Source organism: Bacillus sp. FSL W8-1143 (assembly GCF_037965155.1).
GTDB classification, from domain to species: Bacteria; Bacillota; Bacilli; order Bacillales; family Bacillaceae; genus Bacillus; species Bacillus pumilus.
Genome location: NZ_CP150182.1, coordinates 2,760,021 through 2,776,116 on the forward strand (window position 1 = coordinate 2,760,021; position 16,096 = coordinate 2,776,116).

The 16,096-nt window shown below is 41.0% G+C and carries 23 protein-coding genes; 12 read left to right on the forward strand and 11 right to left on the reverse strand.

Going from position 1 to position 16,096, the window contains the following annotated elements; genetic code table 11:
• Positions 1 to 112: 112 nt before the first annotated feature.
• Genes NSQ36_RS14025 through NSQ36_RS14035 form a run of 3 tightly spaced genes read left to right on the forward strand, consistent with a single transcriptional unit; the run spans position 113 to position 2,681 of the window.
• Positions 113 to 1,114, forward strand: coding sequence for an ABC transporter substrate-binding protein (locus tag NSQ36_RS14025; RefSeq protein ID WP_253622308.1), 1,002 nt, complete (start codon positions 113 to 115; stop codon positions 1,112 to 1,114).
• A gap of 15 nt (positions 1,115 to 1,129) precedes the next feature.
• A complete protein-coding gene (locus NSQ36_RS14030; protein ID WP_106035199.1) occupies positions 1,130 to 1,900 on the forward strand; it encodes an ABC transporter ATP-binding protein in 771 nt (256 codons plus the stop codon).
• Positions 1,887 to 2,681, forward strand: a complete 795-nt coding sequence (locus NSQ36_RS14035; RefSeq protein ID WP_003217647.1) for an ABC transporter permease — start codon at positions 1,887 to 1,889, stop codon at positions 2,679 to 2,681. The genes NSQ36_RS14030 and NSQ36_RS14035 overlap by 14 nt, the downstream gene beginning before the upstream one ends.
• Before the next feature lie 30 nt (positions 2,682 to 2,711).
• Here the strand turns inward: NSQ36_RS14035 and ytkD are convergent, their stop codons facing one another.
• On the reverse strand, positions 2,712 to 3,188 hold the full coding sequence (gene ytkD, locus NSQ36_RS14040) for an RNA deprotection pyrophosphohydrolase (RefSeq protein WP_034665337.1): 477 nt from the start codon (positions 3,186 to 3,188) through the stop codon (positions 2,712 to 2,714).
• Positions 3,189 to 3,436: 248 nt separating this feature from the next.
• Here ytkD and NSQ36_RS14045 point away from each other — a divergent pair, with 248 nt between their 5' ends.
• Positions 3,437 to 4,090, forward strand: a complete 654-nt coding sequence (locus tag NSQ36_RS14045) for a TerD family protein (RefSeq protein WP_003217746.1) — start codon at positions 3,437 to 3,439, stop codon at positions 4,088 to 4,090.
• Between the two features lie 22 nt (positions 4,091 to 4,112).
• Positions 4,113 to 4,904 (forward strand): AIM24 family protein, encoded by a 792-nt coding sequence (locus NSQ36_RS14050; protein ID WP_003217675.1) that lies wholly within the window; start codon positions 4,113 to 4,115, stop codon positions 4,902 to 4,904.
• 29 nt (positions 4,905 to 4,933) lie between these two features.
• On the opposite strand, the gene NSQ36_RS14055 is transcribed toward NSQ36_RS14050, so the two are convergent.
• The 4 genes from NSQ36_RS14055 to NSQ36_RS14070 all read right to left on the reverse strand — a co-directional run bounded on the left by NSQ36_RS14055 (position 4,934) and on the right by NSQ36_RS14070 (position 6,601).
• Positions 4,934 to 5,242: a hypothetical protein gene (locus NSQ36_RS14055; protein WP_003217683.1), complete on the reverse strand. Its 309-nt coding sequence runs from the start codon at positions 5,240 to 5,242 to the stop codon at positions 4,934 to 4,936.
• 43 nt (positions 5,243 to 5,285) lie between these two features.
• Entirely contained in the window at positions 5,286 to 5,690 is a 405-nt protein-coding gene (locus NSQ36_RS14060) for a phage holin family protein (RefSeq protein WP_003217754.1), read from the reverse strand.
• 156 nt (positions 5,691 to 5,846) lie between these two features.
• Complete coding sequence (locus tag NSQ36_RS14065) at positions 5,847 to 6,038, reverse strand: hypothetical protein (RefSeq protein WP_003217712.1); 192 nt, start codon at positions 6,036 to 6,038, stop codon at positions 5,847 to 5,849.
• A gap of 125 nt (positions 6,039 to 6,163) precedes the next feature.
• Complete coding sequence (locus NSQ36_RS14070) at positions 6,164 to 6,601, reverse strand: Dps family protein (protein WP_003217576.1); 438 nt, start codon at positions 6,599 to 6,601, stop codon at positions 6,164 to 6,166.
• Between the two features lie 131 nt (positions 6,602 to 6,732).
• Between NSQ36_RS14070 and ytzI the strand changes: the two genes are divergently transcribed.
• Positions 6,733 to 6,879: a YtzI protein gene (ytzI, locus tag NSQ36_RS14075; protein WP_003217544.1), complete on the forward strand. Its 147-nt coding sequence runs from the start codon at positions 6,733 to 6,735 to the stop codon at positions 6,877 to 6,879.
• A gap of 8 nt (positions 6,880 to 6,887) precedes the next feature.
• On the opposite strand, the gene NSQ36_RS14080 is transcribed toward ytzI, so the two are convergent.
• Both NSQ36_RS14080 and NSQ36_RS14085 read right to left on the reverse strand, forming a co-directional pair.
• Complete coding sequence (locus NSQ36_RS14080; RefSeq protein WP_003217735.1) at positions 6,888 to 7,322, reverse strand: FixH family protein; 435 nt, start codon at positions 7,320 to 7,322, stop codon at positions 6,888 to 6,890.
• A gap of 114 nt (positions 7,323 to 7,436) precedes the next feature.
• The gene (locus tag NSQ36_RS14085; RefSeq protein WP_003217624.1) at positions 7,437 to 7,910 is read right to left on the reverse strand and encodes an S-ribosylhomocysteine lyase; all 474 of its coding nucleotides are present in this window, start codon (positions 7,908 to 7,910) and stop codon (positions 7,437 to 7,439) included.
• 126 nt (positions 7,911 to 8,036) lie between these two features.
• On the opposite strand from NSQ36_RS14085, the gene yidD reads away from it, so the two are divergent.
• Complete coding sequence (yidD, locus tag NSQ36_RS14090; protein ID WP_003217666.1) at positions 8,037 to 8,261, forward strand: membrane protein insertion efficiency factor YidD; 225 nt, start codon at positions 8,037 to 8,039, stop codon at positions 8,259 to 8,261.
• Between the two features lies 1 nt (position 8,262).
• On the opposite strand, the gene NSQ36_RS14095 is transcribed toward yidD, so the two are convergent.
• On the reverse strand, positions 8,263 to 8,829 hold the full coding sequence (locus NSQ36_RS14095) for a carbonic anhydrase (RefSeq protein WP_050943492.1): 567 nt from the start codon (positions 8,827 to 8,829) through the stop codon (positions 8,263 to 8,265).
• A 214-nt stretch (positions 8,830 to 9,043) separates the two neighbouring features.
• Between NSQ36_RS14095 and NSQ36_RS14100 the strand changes: the two genes are divergently transcribed.
• Positions 9,044 to 10,033: a zinc ABC transporter substrate-binding protein gene (locus NSQ36_RS14100; protein WP_003217657.1), complete on the forward strand. Its 990-nt coding sequence runs from the start codon at positions 9,044 to 9,046 to the stop codon at positions 10,031 to 10,033.
• A gap of 76 nt (positions 10,034 to 10,109) precedes the next feature.
• On the opposite strand, the gene NSQ36_RS14105 is transcribed toward NSQ36_RS14100, so the two are convergent.
• Complete coding sequence (locus NSQ36_RS14105; protein ID WP_003217579.1) at positions 10,110 to 10,352, reverse strand: type B 50S ribosomal protein L31; 243 nt, start codon at positions 10,350 to 10,352, stop codon at positions 10,110 to 10,112.
• 176 nt (positions 10,353 to 10,528) lie between these two features.
• Between NSQ36_RS14105 and NSQ36_RS14110 the strand changes: the two genes are divergently transcribed.
• From NSQ36_RS14110 to NSQ36_RS14125, 4 genes are all read left to right on the forward strand, one after another.
• Entirely contained in the window at positions 10,529 to 11,860 is a 1,332-nt protein-coding gene (locus NSQ36_RS14110; protein ID WP_003217550.1) for a cytochrome ubiquinol oxidase subunit I, read from the forward strand.
• A gap of 21 nt (positions 11,861 to 11,881) precedes the next feature.
• Positions 11,882 to 12,928: a cytochrome d ubiquinol oxidase subunit II gene (locus NSQ36_RS14115; RefSeq protein ID WP_170966031.1), complete on the forward strand. Its 1,047-nt coding sequence runs from the start codon at positions 11,882 to 11,884 to the stop codon at positions 12,926 to 12,928.
• Between the two features lie 68 nt (positions 12,929 to 12,996).
• The gene (locus tag NSQ36_RS14120; protein ID WP_008360682.1) at positions 12,997 to 13,155 is read left to right on the forward strand and encodes a DUF1540 domain-containing protein; all 159 of its coding nucleotides are present in this window, start codon (positions 12,997 to 12,999) and stop codon (positions 13,153 to 13,155) included.
• Positions 13,156 to 13,180: 25 nt separating this feature from the next.
• Positions 13,181 to 13,372, forward strand: coding sequence for a hypothetical protein (locus NSQ36_RS14125; RefSeq protein ID WP_012010998.1), 192 nt, complete (start codon positions 13,181 to 13,183; stop codon positions 13,370 to 13,372).
• A 106-nt stretch (positions 13,373 to 13,478) separates the two neighbouring features.
• Here NSQ36_RS14125 and menC read toward each other — a convergent pair whose 3' ends face one another.
• Positions 13,479 to 14,603: an o-succinylbenzoate synthase gene (gene menC / locus NSQ36_RS14130; protein WP_050943486.1), complete on the reverse strand. Its 1,125-nt coding sequence runs from the start codon at positions 14,601 to 14,603 to the stop codon at positions 13,479 to 13,481.
• Entirely contained in the window at positions 14,590 to 16,050 is a 1,461-nt protein-coding gene (locus NSQ36_RS14135; RefSeq protein WP_106035196.1) for an o-succinylbenzoate--CoA ligase, read from the reverse strand. Before NSQ36_RS14135 ends, menC begins: the two co-directional genes overlap by 14 nt.
• Positions 16,051 to 16,096 lie beyond the last annotated feature (46 nt).

Consider the following 16,096-nt stretch of genomic DNA (forward strand, 5'->3'; position numbering starts at 1 on the left):
AAGACGCGTTCTATAAATAAACAATGCGCTTCTTATTTTCATCTAGGCACTCACCAAAAATCCCTTTTCACATACTTTAATAGTGATCTAGAACAAAGGAGGCGAATTACTCTTGAATCGTTCCATCAAAGTCAGACTGGCATTCATCGTCGTCGTCCTGCTCTTTATTCCATTTGTCGCCTGTAAAAAAGAACAGGAGCAGACCGTACAAGTAGCTGAGGTGACCCATTCGGTCTTTTATGCTCCGCTATATGTCGCCTTATCAGAGGATTTCTTCAAAGAAGAAGGCCTGGAGGTTGAACTAAAAACCACTTGGGGCGGCGATAAAACAATGACAGCTCTCTTATCAGGCGGTGCTGATATCGCACTGACCGGGTCTGAATCCTCTATCTATGTAGAGGCTCAAGACACAAAGGATTCTGTCATAAACTTTGCACAGCTGACGCAAACAGACGGCACATTTCTTGTTTCAAGGGAGAAAGTAAACCAATTCTCTTGGGATCAATTAAAAGGTAAAGATTTCTTAGGACAGCGGAAAGGCGGAATGCCGCAAATGGTCGGTGAATATGTCTTGAAAAAAGAAGGCATTGATGTAAAAAAGGATCTTCGTATGATTCAAAATATTGATTTTGCCAACATTTCAGGTGCGTTCTCCTCTGGAACTGGCGATTTTGTACAGTTATTCGAACCGACCGCTTCCTTACTCGAAAAAGAAGGTAAAGGGTACATTACCGCCTCCTTTGGAGAAGCTTCTGGCAAGGTGCCATATACCACCTTCATGGCAAAGAAGAGTTACTTAGAGGAAAACAAAGAGACCGCTGAAGCCTTCACCCGAGCCATTTACAAAGCGCAGAAATGGGTAGAAACCAAGCAGCCTGAGGAGATTGCAAAGGCCATTCAAGCTCATTTTCCTGATACAGACCTTGATGTCTTATCAACTGCCATCAAACGCTACAAACAGCAAGATTCCTATGCAACAGATCCCCTTCTAAATGAAGAAGAATGGAACAAATTGCAGGAAATCATGAAGGAGAGCGGTGAATTGCCGGAATTTATTCCGTACAAACAACTTGTCGATTCATCCATTGCAAAGAAGGTCACAGATCACAAATAGAATAGGAGGTAGCACATGTCTTTCCTTCAAATTGACCATGTGACCCATACGTACTTCTCTTTAAAAGAAAAAACAACAGCTATACAGCACATCAATATGGAGATAGACCAAGGTGAATTCATCTCATTTATTGGTCCCAGCGGCTGCGGAAAAACCACCTTGCTGTCTATCATCGCAGGAATTACGCCGCCCTCTGAAGGTCGAATTTTAATCGAAGGAAAAGAACCAAATCAACAGGAGCATCAAATCGGCTATATGCTCCAGCAAGATTATTTGTTTCCTTGGAAGACCATCAAGGAAAATGTCATTCTCGGGTTAAAAATTGCGAAACAAGATTCACATGAGTCCGTCTCAGCTGCCCTTGATTTACTGCCAAAGCTTGGACTGCCTGAAGTAGAGGAAAAATATCCGAAGGAGCTGTCTGGCGGAATGAGGCAGCGTGCGGCTCTCGCCCGAACGCTTGCAGTTGATCCCGGTCTGCTTTTACTAGATGAGCCATTTTCAGCGCTAGACTACCAAACAAAACTCACATTAGAAGATCTCGTCTTTCACACATTAAAAGACTATCAAAAAACAGCGGTTCTTGTGACACATGACATTGGCGAAGCCATTGCGATGAGTGACCGCATTTTCTTATTCTCAAAGCACCCAGGCTCTATCCAGCGAATCTTTACCGTTCCAGACGACATAAGGGCTCTCTCTCCATTTGAAGCGAGACAGACCCCGCATTTCCAAGAGCTCTTTCAAACGATTTGGAAGGAGCTGAAAACAGTTGAAACACAGTGACCTTTTACATGAAGCCTATCGCAAAAAATACCGAATGGAAAAACGGATCACACGTATCTATCAGCTCATCATATTTGCCAGCTTCTTTTCGCTTTGGGAGCTTGCCAGTCATTTCAGGTTCATTGATCCGCTTATTTTCAGTTCACCATCTGCGGTCTGCCAATTGTTTGTGCAAAAAATTCAAGATGGTTCTTTAATGAATCATATGAGTATTACATTATTTGAAACGGTGCTCGGTTTTCTACTTGGTACCTTTTGCGGCATTTTGCTAGCTGCCGCCTTATGGTGGTCCACCCGATTAGCAAACGTTCTTGATCCTTATTTAGTCATTTTAAATGCCATGCCGAAAGTTGCCCTCGCCCCCATTTTAATTGTTGCCCTTGGACCTGGTATGATCAGCATCGTCGCCATGGGTGCGATCATTAGTGTGATCATTACGACGATCGTCATTTACACTGCCTTTCAAGAGGTCGATGAGAATTATTTAAAGGTGATGAAAACCTTTGGCGCGAAAAAAAGCGTCGTCTTTCGTGAGGTCATTTTGCCAGCTAGTATTCCAACGATGATTTCTGCCATCAAAGTGAATGTTGGTCTTTCTTGGGTTGGGGTCATTGTAGGGGAATTTCTTGTATCCTCAAAAGGGCTCGGCTACATGATCATTTACGGCTTTCAAGTCTTCAACTTTACACTCGTGTTCTTAAGTCTTTTCATTATTGCTGTGTTTGCGACCATCATGTACCAGCTTGTGGAATGGCTCGAACGCCGTTTTCTCCAAAAATAAAAAGCACAGGGAGATCTCCCTGCGCTTTTTTTAACGAATCAAACCGTTCTTTTCTAAATAAGCAAGACTTTGTCTTAACACATCATCTTTCATAATAAAACTGAAATTCTTATTTTTTGCGATGGATCTTGGCAAGTCTGCGAAAAGAACAGGTCCTTTCGTTTCAAAATACGTGTCTTGCTTCACTAGCCTTTCAATATCAGCGAAATAAATATTTTTTACGATGACCTTTTCTCTGCCTAGCACCTGATACTGACCAATATACGTTAATTCACGAACAACAGCACCCGTCTCTTCTTGAATCTCACGTATAGCGGCTTGGTCTGCTTCTTCATTTGGCTCAACTTTCCCTCCTGGAAACTCATAGCCCCGATCCTCATGTTCAGTGAGCAGCCATTTCCCCTGGTAACGGCAGATAGCCCAAACATGCTTTGGATGACTTGAAAAAGGCTTCTCTTCAAAGGAGAGCTTGACCGTATTATGATAATAGTCTTTAAATACATGCATGTGAAATCCCTCATATCCTGTCCTTGCTTCTTGTAAAACATCATACCACAGATCACATTTCTCTGAAGAATTTTTATCAAAAGTGAAACAAACGAGTGGTTTCATTTCGTCTGTATTTAAAATGAGGTCTAGTTGCTAAAACCTTTTTATCATCCCCAACTTCACCCTATTTTAATCATGAAACCTTTTATCCCTTGATGACGTAAATCAATTAGTGTTTGTCCTATTACGACAAGGAGGAAAACAGCATGAGGATAACAAATGGGTCAAAACAAGAAAAAGATCAATCGCTTACGCCCAGTAAAATTGAAAAAGATGACGCCCCTCATGAGGTGATCAAGAAACACCTCATCAAAGGGCAAAAGCTAGATTTAACTAAAGACAATCCAAATATCGACCAAATTCAAATCGGGCTTGGCTGGGATTTGGCTGGCCAGCCAATTGATTTAGATACGCAAGTGTTTCTCTTAAATGAAGAGGACAAACTGTTGTCTCCAAGCCATCTGATCTATTATCATCAGCAGCAGAGCTTAGACGGAGCTGTTCGCCATCTTGGTGATCATCAAGTTGGCGGCGGATATCGAGACAATGAAATGATCATTATGCAATTAAGCAGAGTCTCTCCTGATATTCATAAAATCGTTGTAACAGCCACGATACATGATGCACACGAGCACAAGCATCATTTTGGACAAGTGACGAACGCTTATGTGCATCTGACTGATCAAATATCACAACAAGAGATTTGTACCTTTCAATTAACAGAAGATTATTCGTATTGTACCTCCATCATTTGCGCCCAACTCATAAGAGATGAGGAAGAATGGAAAATTATCGCCACCGGACAAGGAACTACGCTAGATTTAAATGATTTATGCCGCATCTATGGATTCACATCTTGACGCAGGAAAGGAGACGGCACCAATGGGATTTCAATTCAACACAATAGAAGAACTCACTTTACAAGCAGAAGGCAGCGGAATCTTTTTTGCGAAAAAAGGCGCAATGATTGCCGATCAAGGTACGTTTCAATACCGCAAACGACTACTCGGTACGAACAAAGGAAATATGGTCAGTCAAGTATTTAACCATATCAGCAGAAAATTGACAGGTGAAAACCTTGAGGTGATGGAAGTAAGTGGACAAGGTACTTGTTATTTGGCTGATTCCAGCGAGCACGTGACAGTGATTAACCTTGAGCCGAGCGGTCCTTGGCAGCATGTAAGTGTAGAAAGTGAGGATTTACTTGCCTTTACTGAGGAATGTCATTACGGCGTGACACCAGTAGGCGTAGGGATTTTATCACAGAAAGGACTGTTTACATCAAAGCTCTCCTATCAAGGCCACGGGGCGCAGGTCGCCATTAAAACAAATGGAAACCCGCTCATTTTAAAAGCCCCTTGCCGTGTAGACCCTGACGCCATCGTCGCTTGGACAGGTAAAGCACCGAAGGTCAAATTAGATGTGAACTGGAAGACCCTCATCGGACAAACATCTGGTGAATCCTACTTATTTGAGTTCCAAGAACAAGACCAAATTGTCATTATCCAGCCATCTGAGCGTACATCCGGCTTACGGGTTGGTTTAGATGATAACCGTTATAAGCCTCAGAGCCAGAACTCCTCCCATGAATTCACTAATTCACAGACATCTCAGCAAGAGAATAGAGGCGGACTTAGTGATCTGATCGGAGGCATCTTACAACCGCGAAAATAAAAGCATGTAGAAAATCTCTACATGCTTTTTCAATTCATTAATCCATTTGTTTCAATAAAGTTCTTTGTCTCTTCATTCCCGAGCTCGAAAATCATTGAGTATATCTCTTTTCTTTTTCGATCCATTTCATCATTCGGACTGTCATAATGATATTCAAGATACGGAACATGCGCTCGAAAGAAGCCTTTCCAATCTGTCATATACTGTTCATCGAAATAGTCTCTCAGCTGCAAAATTTGATCATCGTCTGCTTCTATTTGAAATTGCCAAGCCGCCGCATCTCTATGCTGAGATATCGACCCATCCTGTACGGATACATAATATGTGTGTCTCGTCATCTGATTCATCCTTTTTCCTTTAGTATGACCAGATATGAAGAAATTACGGCTTTTTGCGCAATTTATTTTTTAACATGTCCAACACATCAATAAACAACTGTGGAATGGGAATTCCGAGGGCATTGGCTGTCGAGACGATTTGGTAAGATTCATAAATAATATAGAAGATGATCGCTAAATCCTTAATCATCCCATTTGTCTTCAGCATGACATCGAAGAAATGCGCCATGGATATTAAGGAGACCGTCACAATCTTTCGAACAAGCCGTGTAGAAAAACGTTTCATTGTGAGCTGTCCTGTCAAAGATTCTCTTAGGCTTGAACAAATTAATTCAATGGCCATGAGTGTTACTAATATCATCAGTAAATATCCTGCTCCACCAAACAGAAAGCCCATCGCTGACAAACTGACTGTAAACAACGAAAAGATGCCTAAATCTTTGCTCACTTGGCATCAACATCCTTTCAGAGTGGAACTCCTTACCTCAATAGTATATGCCAGCTCCTCGCAATAGCTTGGACGACAAAAAATAAAGGCGTCGCCTTTTAAATCAGAGAGAGTGATGACAAGAAAAAAAGCCGCCTTGTGCGGCGGCTTCCATCTTTAGACTCTCACATCAATAAAGCGAGCGTCTGAATCCTTTGGTTGAACAGCTTGAGGCTGCTGCTGAACTTGATCCAGCATAACCATGGCTTGTGCTGTATTCGTAGCAAGCTGTGAATTCAACAAACTAATATTAAGTGTTTTTTGAATGCTCGCGACTTGCTGACTCATCATTCCTGCAATAGAAGACATCTTCTCCCCTCCCTTCTCTTTTCTCTTCGGCTGAAAGCCCTATGATTTCAATGGGCTGTCTGTCCCGATTCCAACAAAAAAGGAATGTCGATCTCTTCATGATCGACATTCCTTCCACATACGTATTATCCTAAAAATGCTTTAAGCATCCAGTTGTGTTTCTCAATAGATTGATGAATCGCAAGCAGCATATCACCTGTTGTTTCATCGCCAACTTCTCCAGCCAGCTCCATTCCTTGCTTTAATTCCTCAGCGATATTGGAGAAATCATCATATAGATTTTTCACCATTTGCTCCGCTGATTCATTACCTTCAGCTTCTTGAATGCTAGAAATTTCTAAGCATTCTTTCATTGTCGCAACAGGCTGTCCATTTAACGCAAGCATACGCTCAGCCAAATCATCAATGTACGTCGCTGTTTCTGTATAAAGTTCCTCAAATTTCTCATGGAGTGTAAAGAAGTCTTTTCCCTTTACGTACCAGTGATAGTTATGTAATTTTACGTAAAGCACAGTCCAATCAGCTACTTGTTTATTAACGACGTTTAATAATTTTTCAGACATGTTTATTCCTCCTTATGTAATTGCGTTTAGTATGAGAATACCCTTTTCCTATTATACTGAAACCTGCCATGAATTTCTTCTATTTTGACTGCATGAAATATATGTTAATATGGAAATAAGGAGGGAGTTAGATGCTGCTACTTGGGATTATCAGCTTTATCATTATCTCAATCGTTGTCTTTTTATCACTATGGACAACATCGAAGGCTTATGAATATAAGCATAAAGTCGATTCACCACAGGATGCTGAACCAAACCAACGTCCTAACCCGAAATAAAATGACACTTAATGATGTGAGGTTTCTTCTTCAGTAGATGAACTCTCTTTTTTCACATCACCTACATGGATATTTGTCTTTGGCATATTATGCTGCTGTTTAGCTGTCACATGGACTTGTATGATATAAAGGCCATCTTTTTTAAAGGCTGTATGCAATTCATATACACCTTTGTTCTCTTTCTTTGGCTGAATCATCTTGCTGTTATCCTTATCGCCATCTTTCCACACTTCAAATTGAACTTCGTCTGCATCATCAACAGGCGTATCACCATATGTGACAGCTGCTTTTACTATAACGCTTTCATTTTTCTCCACTTGTTCAGGTCCTGTAAGCTTCACTTCTAATAGCTCAGGTACCTCCCCTTCGCCACTATTTGCTGCAGAGTTCCCACATGCACTTAGTAACAAGAGCATCAATATCATTCCCAACATTTTTCGCATCCCGAGTTCCCCCTTCTTTTACTGACATGTCCATTTTAACAAATATCCCCTATTTTGACATCTCATGATCGAATACAAAAAAACCGGACATCATCATGTCCGGTTTATGATCGATTAACCAAATACTTTGAGAAGCTCTTCTTGATCTTGAGAAAGCCAGAAACGCATCAAACGTTTTGCCCCTTCAAGGTCATGAAGCTTCGCTTGACCGCATTGCTCTTCGTTTGCAGCAGGAATCTCTGTTACCTCAACTGCATCCTTGAATGTTGCATCAAGAAGTTCAACAATTTCTTTTGGAGTTGGTGCACCACTGACCACTAAATAGTAGCCTGTCTGGCAGCCCATTGGAGAAATATCAATGATATCAAAATGGTCGTATTTCTCTGAGTGTGTTCTAATGTTAAACGCAAGTAAATGCTCTAATGTATGAATCGTATCAGGTTTCATTGCTTGTTTGTTTGGCTGACAAAAACGAATATCAAATTTATTGACTTCTCCATCTGATCCCACTTTATGAACGCCACAATGACGAACGTATGGCGCTTTTACAGCATTATGATCAAGTTCAAAGCTTTCAACTGAAGGCATAATCACCACTCCTATAATTGCAATTTCCTATATTATAACATATTTCTCCGACCAGTTTAGTTTATAAAACTTTCCTTCCTTGTCCTTTTTTCTTATACTGTGAAAGACAGACAAGGAGGAACTTCTATGAAACAAATTTTTATCGGCATCATACGCTTTTATCAAAAGTGTATTTCCCCTCTTACACCGCCTAGCTGCCGGTTTTACCCAACATGCTCAAACTACGGGCTAGAAGCGATCAAAACGCATGGCGCTTTAAAAGGCGGCTGGCTCACCATCAAACGGATTTTAAAATGTCATCCGCTCCATCCTGGCGGCATCGATCCTGTCCCGCCGAAAAAGGAAAAATAAATTATTTTTCTTCATATCCGTTGACGACTACGTCAAGCTTGCCAGTTCCTGGATCAATGACAAGACCGTGCACAGGCACATTTGATGGGAGAAGCGGGTGATTTTTGACAACGGACACACTGTCCTTCACGCTCTCTTCAACCGAACTAAAGCTTTTGAGCCACTGTTTAAAATCGATTCCTGAGTATTCCAGTACTTCAATACGTTTTTCTGGGATACCACGCTCAATGGCTTTGTTTAAAAGTGTTTGGCTGTCTATTTTGCTCATACCGCAATCATGATGCCCAATGACATAAACCTCGTCAGCATTTAATTCATAAACAGCCACTAAAATGCTTCGCATAATACTTCCAAATGGATGAGACACAAGAGCACCAGCACTTTTAACGATCTTGATATCTCCATTTCTCATGTTCATTGCACGTGGAAGCAACTCGACAAGTCTTGTATCCATACATGACAGAATGACAGATTTTTTCTGTGGAAACTTCGTTGTTGTAAATTCTTCGTATTTCTTTTCTTCAATAAATTGTTGATTATATTCGATGATTTCTTCTAAAAGTTTCATACGTTGTCCATTCCTTTATCTTTTTTTAAAAATAAATATAGCACAATGTGAGAAATTTCGTCACGTTTTGCAGCGCATTTTTTTAAAAGGAAACATCTGCTGTTGAAAATTTTTTATTTTCCTCTTTTCAAATCGTAATTATTACGATACAATAACTCAGGACATTAAATCGTAATCATTTCTATCTAATAGATTGAGAGGAGACATTTTTCACATGAAAAAAATCTTTTATATGTTAACAGCTGCTTTATTTGCGATCGGTCTTGCCGCTTGCTCAAGCAGTGCGGGGACAAATGCTTCAAAAGGGAAAGCAGACGGAAAACTAACCGTTTACACCACAATTTTCCCGATTCAAGATTTCACTGAAAAAATTGGTGGTTCTCATGTTCATGCGCAAAGCGTGTACCCTGCCAATGCAGATGCACACAGCTTTGAACCAAGTTCAAAAACGATGGTTGAAATGGCTGAAGGAGACGCCTTCATCTACAGCGGCACAGGCGCTGAAGCATTCGCTGACAAAACCGCTTCTACGTTAAAAGACCAAGGCGTGAAAACAGTCAAAGCAGCCGAAGGCATCAAATTGTTATCGACAAAAGAAGAACATTCACATGAAGAAGGCGAAGACCATGATCACGATCATGAAGGGGAAGATCATGACCATGATGGACACGATCACGGAGATAAAGATCCTCATGCATGGTTAGACCCTGTTTATGCACAGCAAATGGCAAAAAACATTAAAGATACACTCGTTTCATTAGATCCAGATCATAAAGACGAATACACAAAAAACTATGAAAAACTAAAAAAGGATTTGCAATCGCTAGATCAAGAGTTCAACACAACGTTATCTAAAGCAAAACATAAAGAAATCCTTGTTTCCCACGCAGCCTACGGTTATTGGGAAAAACGCTACGGCATTGAACAAATCAGTGTATTAGGGTTATCCGCTTCTGAAGAGCCTTCACAAAAGCAACTCGAAAGCATTGTACAAAAAGCTGAAAAGCATCACATTCAATATGTGATTTTTGAAAACAACGTCAGCAGCAAAGTCTCAGATACGATCCGCAGTGAAATTGGGGCAAAAAGCCTCACACTTAAAAATCTAGAATCTATTACTGAAGATGATGCCAAAAATGGCGAAAGCTACGTCAGCTTAATGAAACAAAATCTAAAGACCTTAAAAACCGCTTTAAATGATTAATTGTTAAAATCCCGGATGATTATTCGGGGTTTTTTGCTGTAAAAAAAGCACACCATTGTAGGGTGTGCTTTTTATATTACATTTGATACTTTTTCTTAAACAACTCGGCTCTTCCGCCTTTTTCTCCGAACTTTTGGCGTCCTGTATAAAAAGGATGCGTATCAGAGCTTGTTTCTACTTTAATGACAGGATACGTTTTCCCATCTTCCCATTCTACTGTCTCATTGGATGACTTTGTCGATTTACTCAAAAAGCGGTAACCGCTGTTTACGTCCATAAATACAACTTCATGTGAGGTTGGATGAATATCTCTTTTCAATGTCAAAACTCCTTTCGTTACCAAAACGTAATTATTACGTTTTATATTTATATTCTACTCCCTCTCTTACAACTTGTCAAAAATCAAGCTTTCTTAGTCAGGAAGAATAATCTAAAAATGGTGGAGAATAATAACATCATGAAAAAGAGAAGCGATAAGAAAGGCGGAGAAAAAAATTGACTGATCTCGTTTTAGCTAGAAGCCTGTTCGGCACAACCATGGGCTTTCACATTATTTATGCCTCGCTTGGTGTCGGCATCCCGCTAATGATTTTGTTAGCTGAACTCATCTTCCAAAAAACGAAGGACCCTCACTATGCTGTCATGGCGAAACGGTGGACGAAAGCGCAGGCTGTCTTGTTAGGTGTCGCCATTCCAACAGGCACGATTGCTGGTACCCAGCTCGCTCTTCTATGGCCAGGTTTTATGGAGGTCATCGGAAAGGTCATGTCACTGCCATTTCAGATTGAAATTTATGCGTTCTTTATTGAAGCATTATTTATGTCTATTTATGTGTACGCAGCGGATCGCCTATCACCTGCTATGCGCATCATTACTGTTATTTTTGTCGTGATTGGTGCAGCTGCTTCAGCGATTCTGATCACAAACGTACATGCGTTTGAAGGTACTCCTGCTGGCTTTCAAATGGTCAATGGAGAAATTACGAATATCGAGCCCTGGAAGGCCTTTTTCAATCCAAGCTTTGTCGTAACTGCGACACATGTCGTGCTGTCTGCTTTTACAACAGGTGCTTTTGTGATTGCATCAGTGGCAGCTTTTAAAATGCTTAAAACAAGAAAGAATGAGAAACTCTATACGTTTCATCGAAAAGCCCTTTTTCTTGGACTTATTGTAGGCGGCCTCTTCTCATTTCTTACGGCCATAAATGGTCATGAGTCTGCTCAGCTTCTGTATGAATATCAGCCAGAAAAATTAGCTGGTGCTGAAGGTTTATTTGAAACACAATCACATGCACCGCTCGCAATAGGTGGTTTTACTGATGCTGATTCAAAGGAAATTAAAGGAGCAATTGAAATCCCTTGGGCGCTTAGCTTTCTGGCAGGAAATAGCTTTGATACGGTGGTCAAAGGATTAAATGATTTCCCTCGTGACGAGTGGCCGCCTTTATTTATTCACACGTTATTTAACGGCATGGTCATTATTGGCTCAGTTCTCATTTTGTTTGCGGTGTTAGCACTGCTTTACCGTAAAATTTTAAAACGCGAGCATTATCCGAAGTGGCTCCTTTTTCTTTACTTATTCGGCGGGCCCCTTAGTCTTTTGGCCATTGAGTTCGGCTGGATCTTTGCATGTACAGGCCGTCAGCCATGGGTCATTTATCGAATGCTCAAAACCTCAGAGGTCGTCACATCATCAGGCTCGATCGGTACGCTCTTTATCCTTTTTGCCATTGTCTATCTCATCTTAGGCATAGCAACTGTGATTGTGCTGACGTACTACTTTAGAAAACATTCGATTGAAGAAGACCTACGGTTAACAGAATCTTAAAAAGGAGCGATCAAGATGCAAATGGATGTGACAACTGATGCACTCATTGCAATCACCATCTTATGGGGGTTCGTTTTTATCTATGCAGTGATGGCATCAATGGATTTCGGCGCAGGATTTTGGTCCATGATTTATATGAATAAAGAACAAACAAAGGCCGCTAATATCGCAAATAAGTACCTTTCTCCAACATGGGAAGTAACTAACGTATTCATTGTGGCAATTGTTGTCGCATTGTTTAGTATGTTTCCAGGTGCGACCTTTGTCCTTGGTACTGTTTTATTAATACCCGGCAGCATTATATTATTGCTTCTTGCACTGCGAAGCGGGTTTCTCGTGTTTTCTCATTCTCTTCCTAAAAAATACAGAAAAGCAGTGACTTACATTTCAGGGATTAGCGGCTTTATCATTCCATCGATCCTGATCATGGTTCTTCCGATTACTCATGGTGGATTTATCTTTGAGGAGAACAACAACTACTCATTAGATCTTGGACTGGTCTTTACGAGTGCAAATGTCTATTCTTTTGTCGGCTTTGCCATTTTCAGCACCCTTTTTCTTTCGTCATTGCTTTTAGCTGATTTCTCGAATGTGGCTGATGAAGATGAAGCTTATAGCATTTATAGAAGAGGAGCGCTCATTACGGGTCCGCTTTCACTCATGATGGCCTTTTTCATCATGCTGACATTAAGAAGCGAGGCAAATTGGCTGTTCACAAAAATGATGCAGAACATCCCTATTCTTCTTGTATCACTCCTGATGTTTTTGCTAGCAGGGCTGGCTCTATTTTTACCAAATAGTCGGTTTAAGCATAGAAAAGGCCGGCCTCGTTTAGCTGTCATTGCGATTACCATTCAATATTTTTTAGCAAGCTATGTGTACGGACGTGCCCATTTGCCTTATATGGCCTATCCGGATATTACAATCATGTCTGGATTTACAGACCCTGTGACATTTAGAGCATTATTTATCACGTATATTGTAGGTTTTATCATCTTATTCCCTGGGTTCTATTTCTTCTGGAAATTGTTTATGAAGGATAAGCGCTATATTCGCCAGGAAGATTAACGTGAATGGATGAGGTTCATTTCGGTTACATTATAGAAGAAAGACATACTCAAAAGGAGGTCATCTGTATGAGTCAAAAAATCCTTTGTGAAGTCAATAACTGTTCCTATTGGAATGCTGGAAACCGCTGTGGGGCAGATGCAATCTATGTCGTCAGCCACACAGGAAATACGGCTGAAAAAAGTGAAGAAACGGATTGTAAAACGTTTAAACCACAAGATCTTTAAGTCTCATTTAAGGAGGCGCTTCGCATTGAAACACGATCGGCTGCTTCAAACGTTTTTTGACGAAATTCACGACGCGGACGAAGCCGCATTTTATCAGGCTGCTCACTCCTTTTTAAACCTTTGGGATTATGAATATGGCCATGCAGCAGACATGCCCAGTGAAATGAATCACTATATTGGACAGCTTGCTTATGACAGCGAACTGGTAGAAGAGTAAGAAAGAGCGAGTCACCGCTCTTTCTTTTTAGTTGAGACAGGAAGGAAAAACTTTCTCTCACTATATATAGATTTTATTGGATGTGCAAAAGGTGAATACCTTATTTTCACATCACAAAATCATGTTTTGTAAAGACGTCAATTTTATCTGAAAAGGAACGAAGCGCTTGATAATCCACTTCTACGCCCATTCCTGGGGAACGAGGCACCTCAATAAAACCATTTTCAACCTTGATTTCAGGATAAATGATATCCTGCTCCCAATATTTTGACGAAGCGGAAATATCACCTGGAATTGTAAATTGCGGAAGCGAAGCAAGTGCCACGTTCTGTGCGCGAGAAATGCCTGTTTCAATCATTCCTCCGCACCATAACGGAATTTGATGCTCCTTACTGAATGTATGGATTTTGAGGGCTTCTGTCAGCCCTCCAACTCGTGAAGGCTTCACATTAATAATTTGACAGCTGCCAAGCTCTACAGCTTTTCTAGCATCATCTAAGGAACAAATACTTTCATCCAAACATATCGGTGTTTTTAAATGCTTTTGCAAATGGCGATGATCGACGATATCATCTGCAGCTAATGGCTGTTCAATCATTAATAAACGAATGTCATCGAGCTGTTTGAGCTTGCTAATATCCTTTAATTCATAAGCAGAGTTTGCATCCGCCATTAGTGGAAGGTGAGGGAAAGACTCTCTAATTTTTTTAAGGAGTCCGATATCCTGCCCCGGCTTAATTTTCACCTTCACCCGCTGATAACCTTGGTCCACAAATTGCTGTATTTGCTTCAGCATATCATCAATGGGTCCTAACCCCGCCACAACACCAGAAGGTATTCTATCCTTGGTGCCGCCTAATACATCTCGTAACGACTTATTCTCACGCTTCGCATAAATATCCCAAACAGCCGCTTCAATTCCCGCTTTCGCCATCCTATTACCTTTAAATTGGTACAGGCTGTCTGGTATTTCTGAAGGGTGTGTAAAGGTGCGTGTCAGCACATTTGGTATAAAAAAAGCTCTCAGCATATGGTAACAAGTCTCAATGGTTTCTTCTGTATACCAAGGAGAAGAAAAGGCTGACACCTCTCCCCATCCAGTCAATCCCGTTTGATCTTTTACCTCGACAATAATAAACTCACGCTCTGAGATGGTCCCAAGACTTGTAGTAAATGGCTGCTTGAGCTTCATCGTGACATGATATAAAATCACTCGTTCAATTTGAATCATCTAAAAACCCCTTTGACTTGAGTCTGTGCCTCTGCAATTTATTTGACGCATTTCTTGGCAGCTCGTCCACAAAGTGAAAAGCGGCAGGCCATTTATATTTTGCTAGATGCGACTCACATAAAGCATAGAGCTCGTTCTCCGGTATTTTATGGTCTGTGACAAGAAAGGCAGCTGGTACCTCTCCCCATCTATCATCATACATACCCGTCACTCCGGCTTCCTTTACATGCGGATGTGTTAACAGGATCGCTTCAATTTCAGCAGGATAAATATTCTCACCGCCAGAAATAATTAAATCTGAACGGCGGTCAAGCACAAATAAAAATCCTTCCTCATCCACATAGCCGATATCACCCGTTTTCAGCCAGCCTTGATCAAAAGCAGCTGCGGTCGCCTCTTCGCGGTAAAGGTACCCTTTCATGACATTTGCCCCTTTCACCATAATTTCGCCATGCTCAAAAGGACGACAAATGCGTGTACCATCTTGAATTTTCAGCTCACATCCAAAAAGGGGTTTTCCCGCTGATCCAAGCTTCTCTACACTAAATTCAGGCGCAAGGGTCACAATTTGTGAACAGGTTTCTGTCATGCCGTACGATTGAAACACAGGGAAGCCTTTCTCTTTGCTTTCTTGAAGCATCGCAAAAGGCGCAGGTCCTCCGCCTAATAACAGACAGCGCAAAGAAGACGGACATTCTTCCAGCCTGCTTAATAAACGGGATAACATCGTTTGAACAACAGATATCATCGTCACACGATGCTGTTCAATCGAACCCTTTACTTCATCGACATCAAACTTTTGATGAAGTACGACAGTCATCCCATAAATCACAGACTTAAATAAAGCGGATAACCCGCTAATATGAAAAAGAGGCAGTGCAATAAGCCAGCGGTCATCCTCTCTGAGGCCCATATTGAGTGCAGAGGAAACAGCACTATAAAAATGATTACCAAACGTTTGCTCGACCCCTTTTGGTTGTCCTGTTGTGCCAGACGTATACATGATCGTTGCTGTTTCATTCAAATCAAATTCGCTTTCGATTTTCTTTCCATTGTCGTGACCTGCTTCTGGTAAAGTCTCCATTGTATAAACGGGTAGATCACCCTTATGATCACTTGCATAAACAGGTTCAGTAAATAAAGCGGCTGCTTTTGCATCTTCAAGTTGATAGCGCCTTTCAGCTTTTGTTAACTTATTGTTCAATAGCACGATTTTGAATCCTAATGAAAAACAAGCATGAACAAGCATCACCATTTGAGGCTGGTTGTTCATCAAAAGCCCGACCGTTTCCCCTTTTTTTAATGATGCTTGTGCAAGTCTATTTGAAAGCTCATTGACTTCATCAGCTAAATCGCGAAATGTCCACTGTTTATCCTGATAAATGAGTGCGACTCTTTCTGGTGTTAAATAAGCACGGTGCAGCAGCCAATTCGGTTGCTTCATCATGACACCTCCTTTTTGTAAAAGAAAACAGCTTAGTCTGATGCACTAA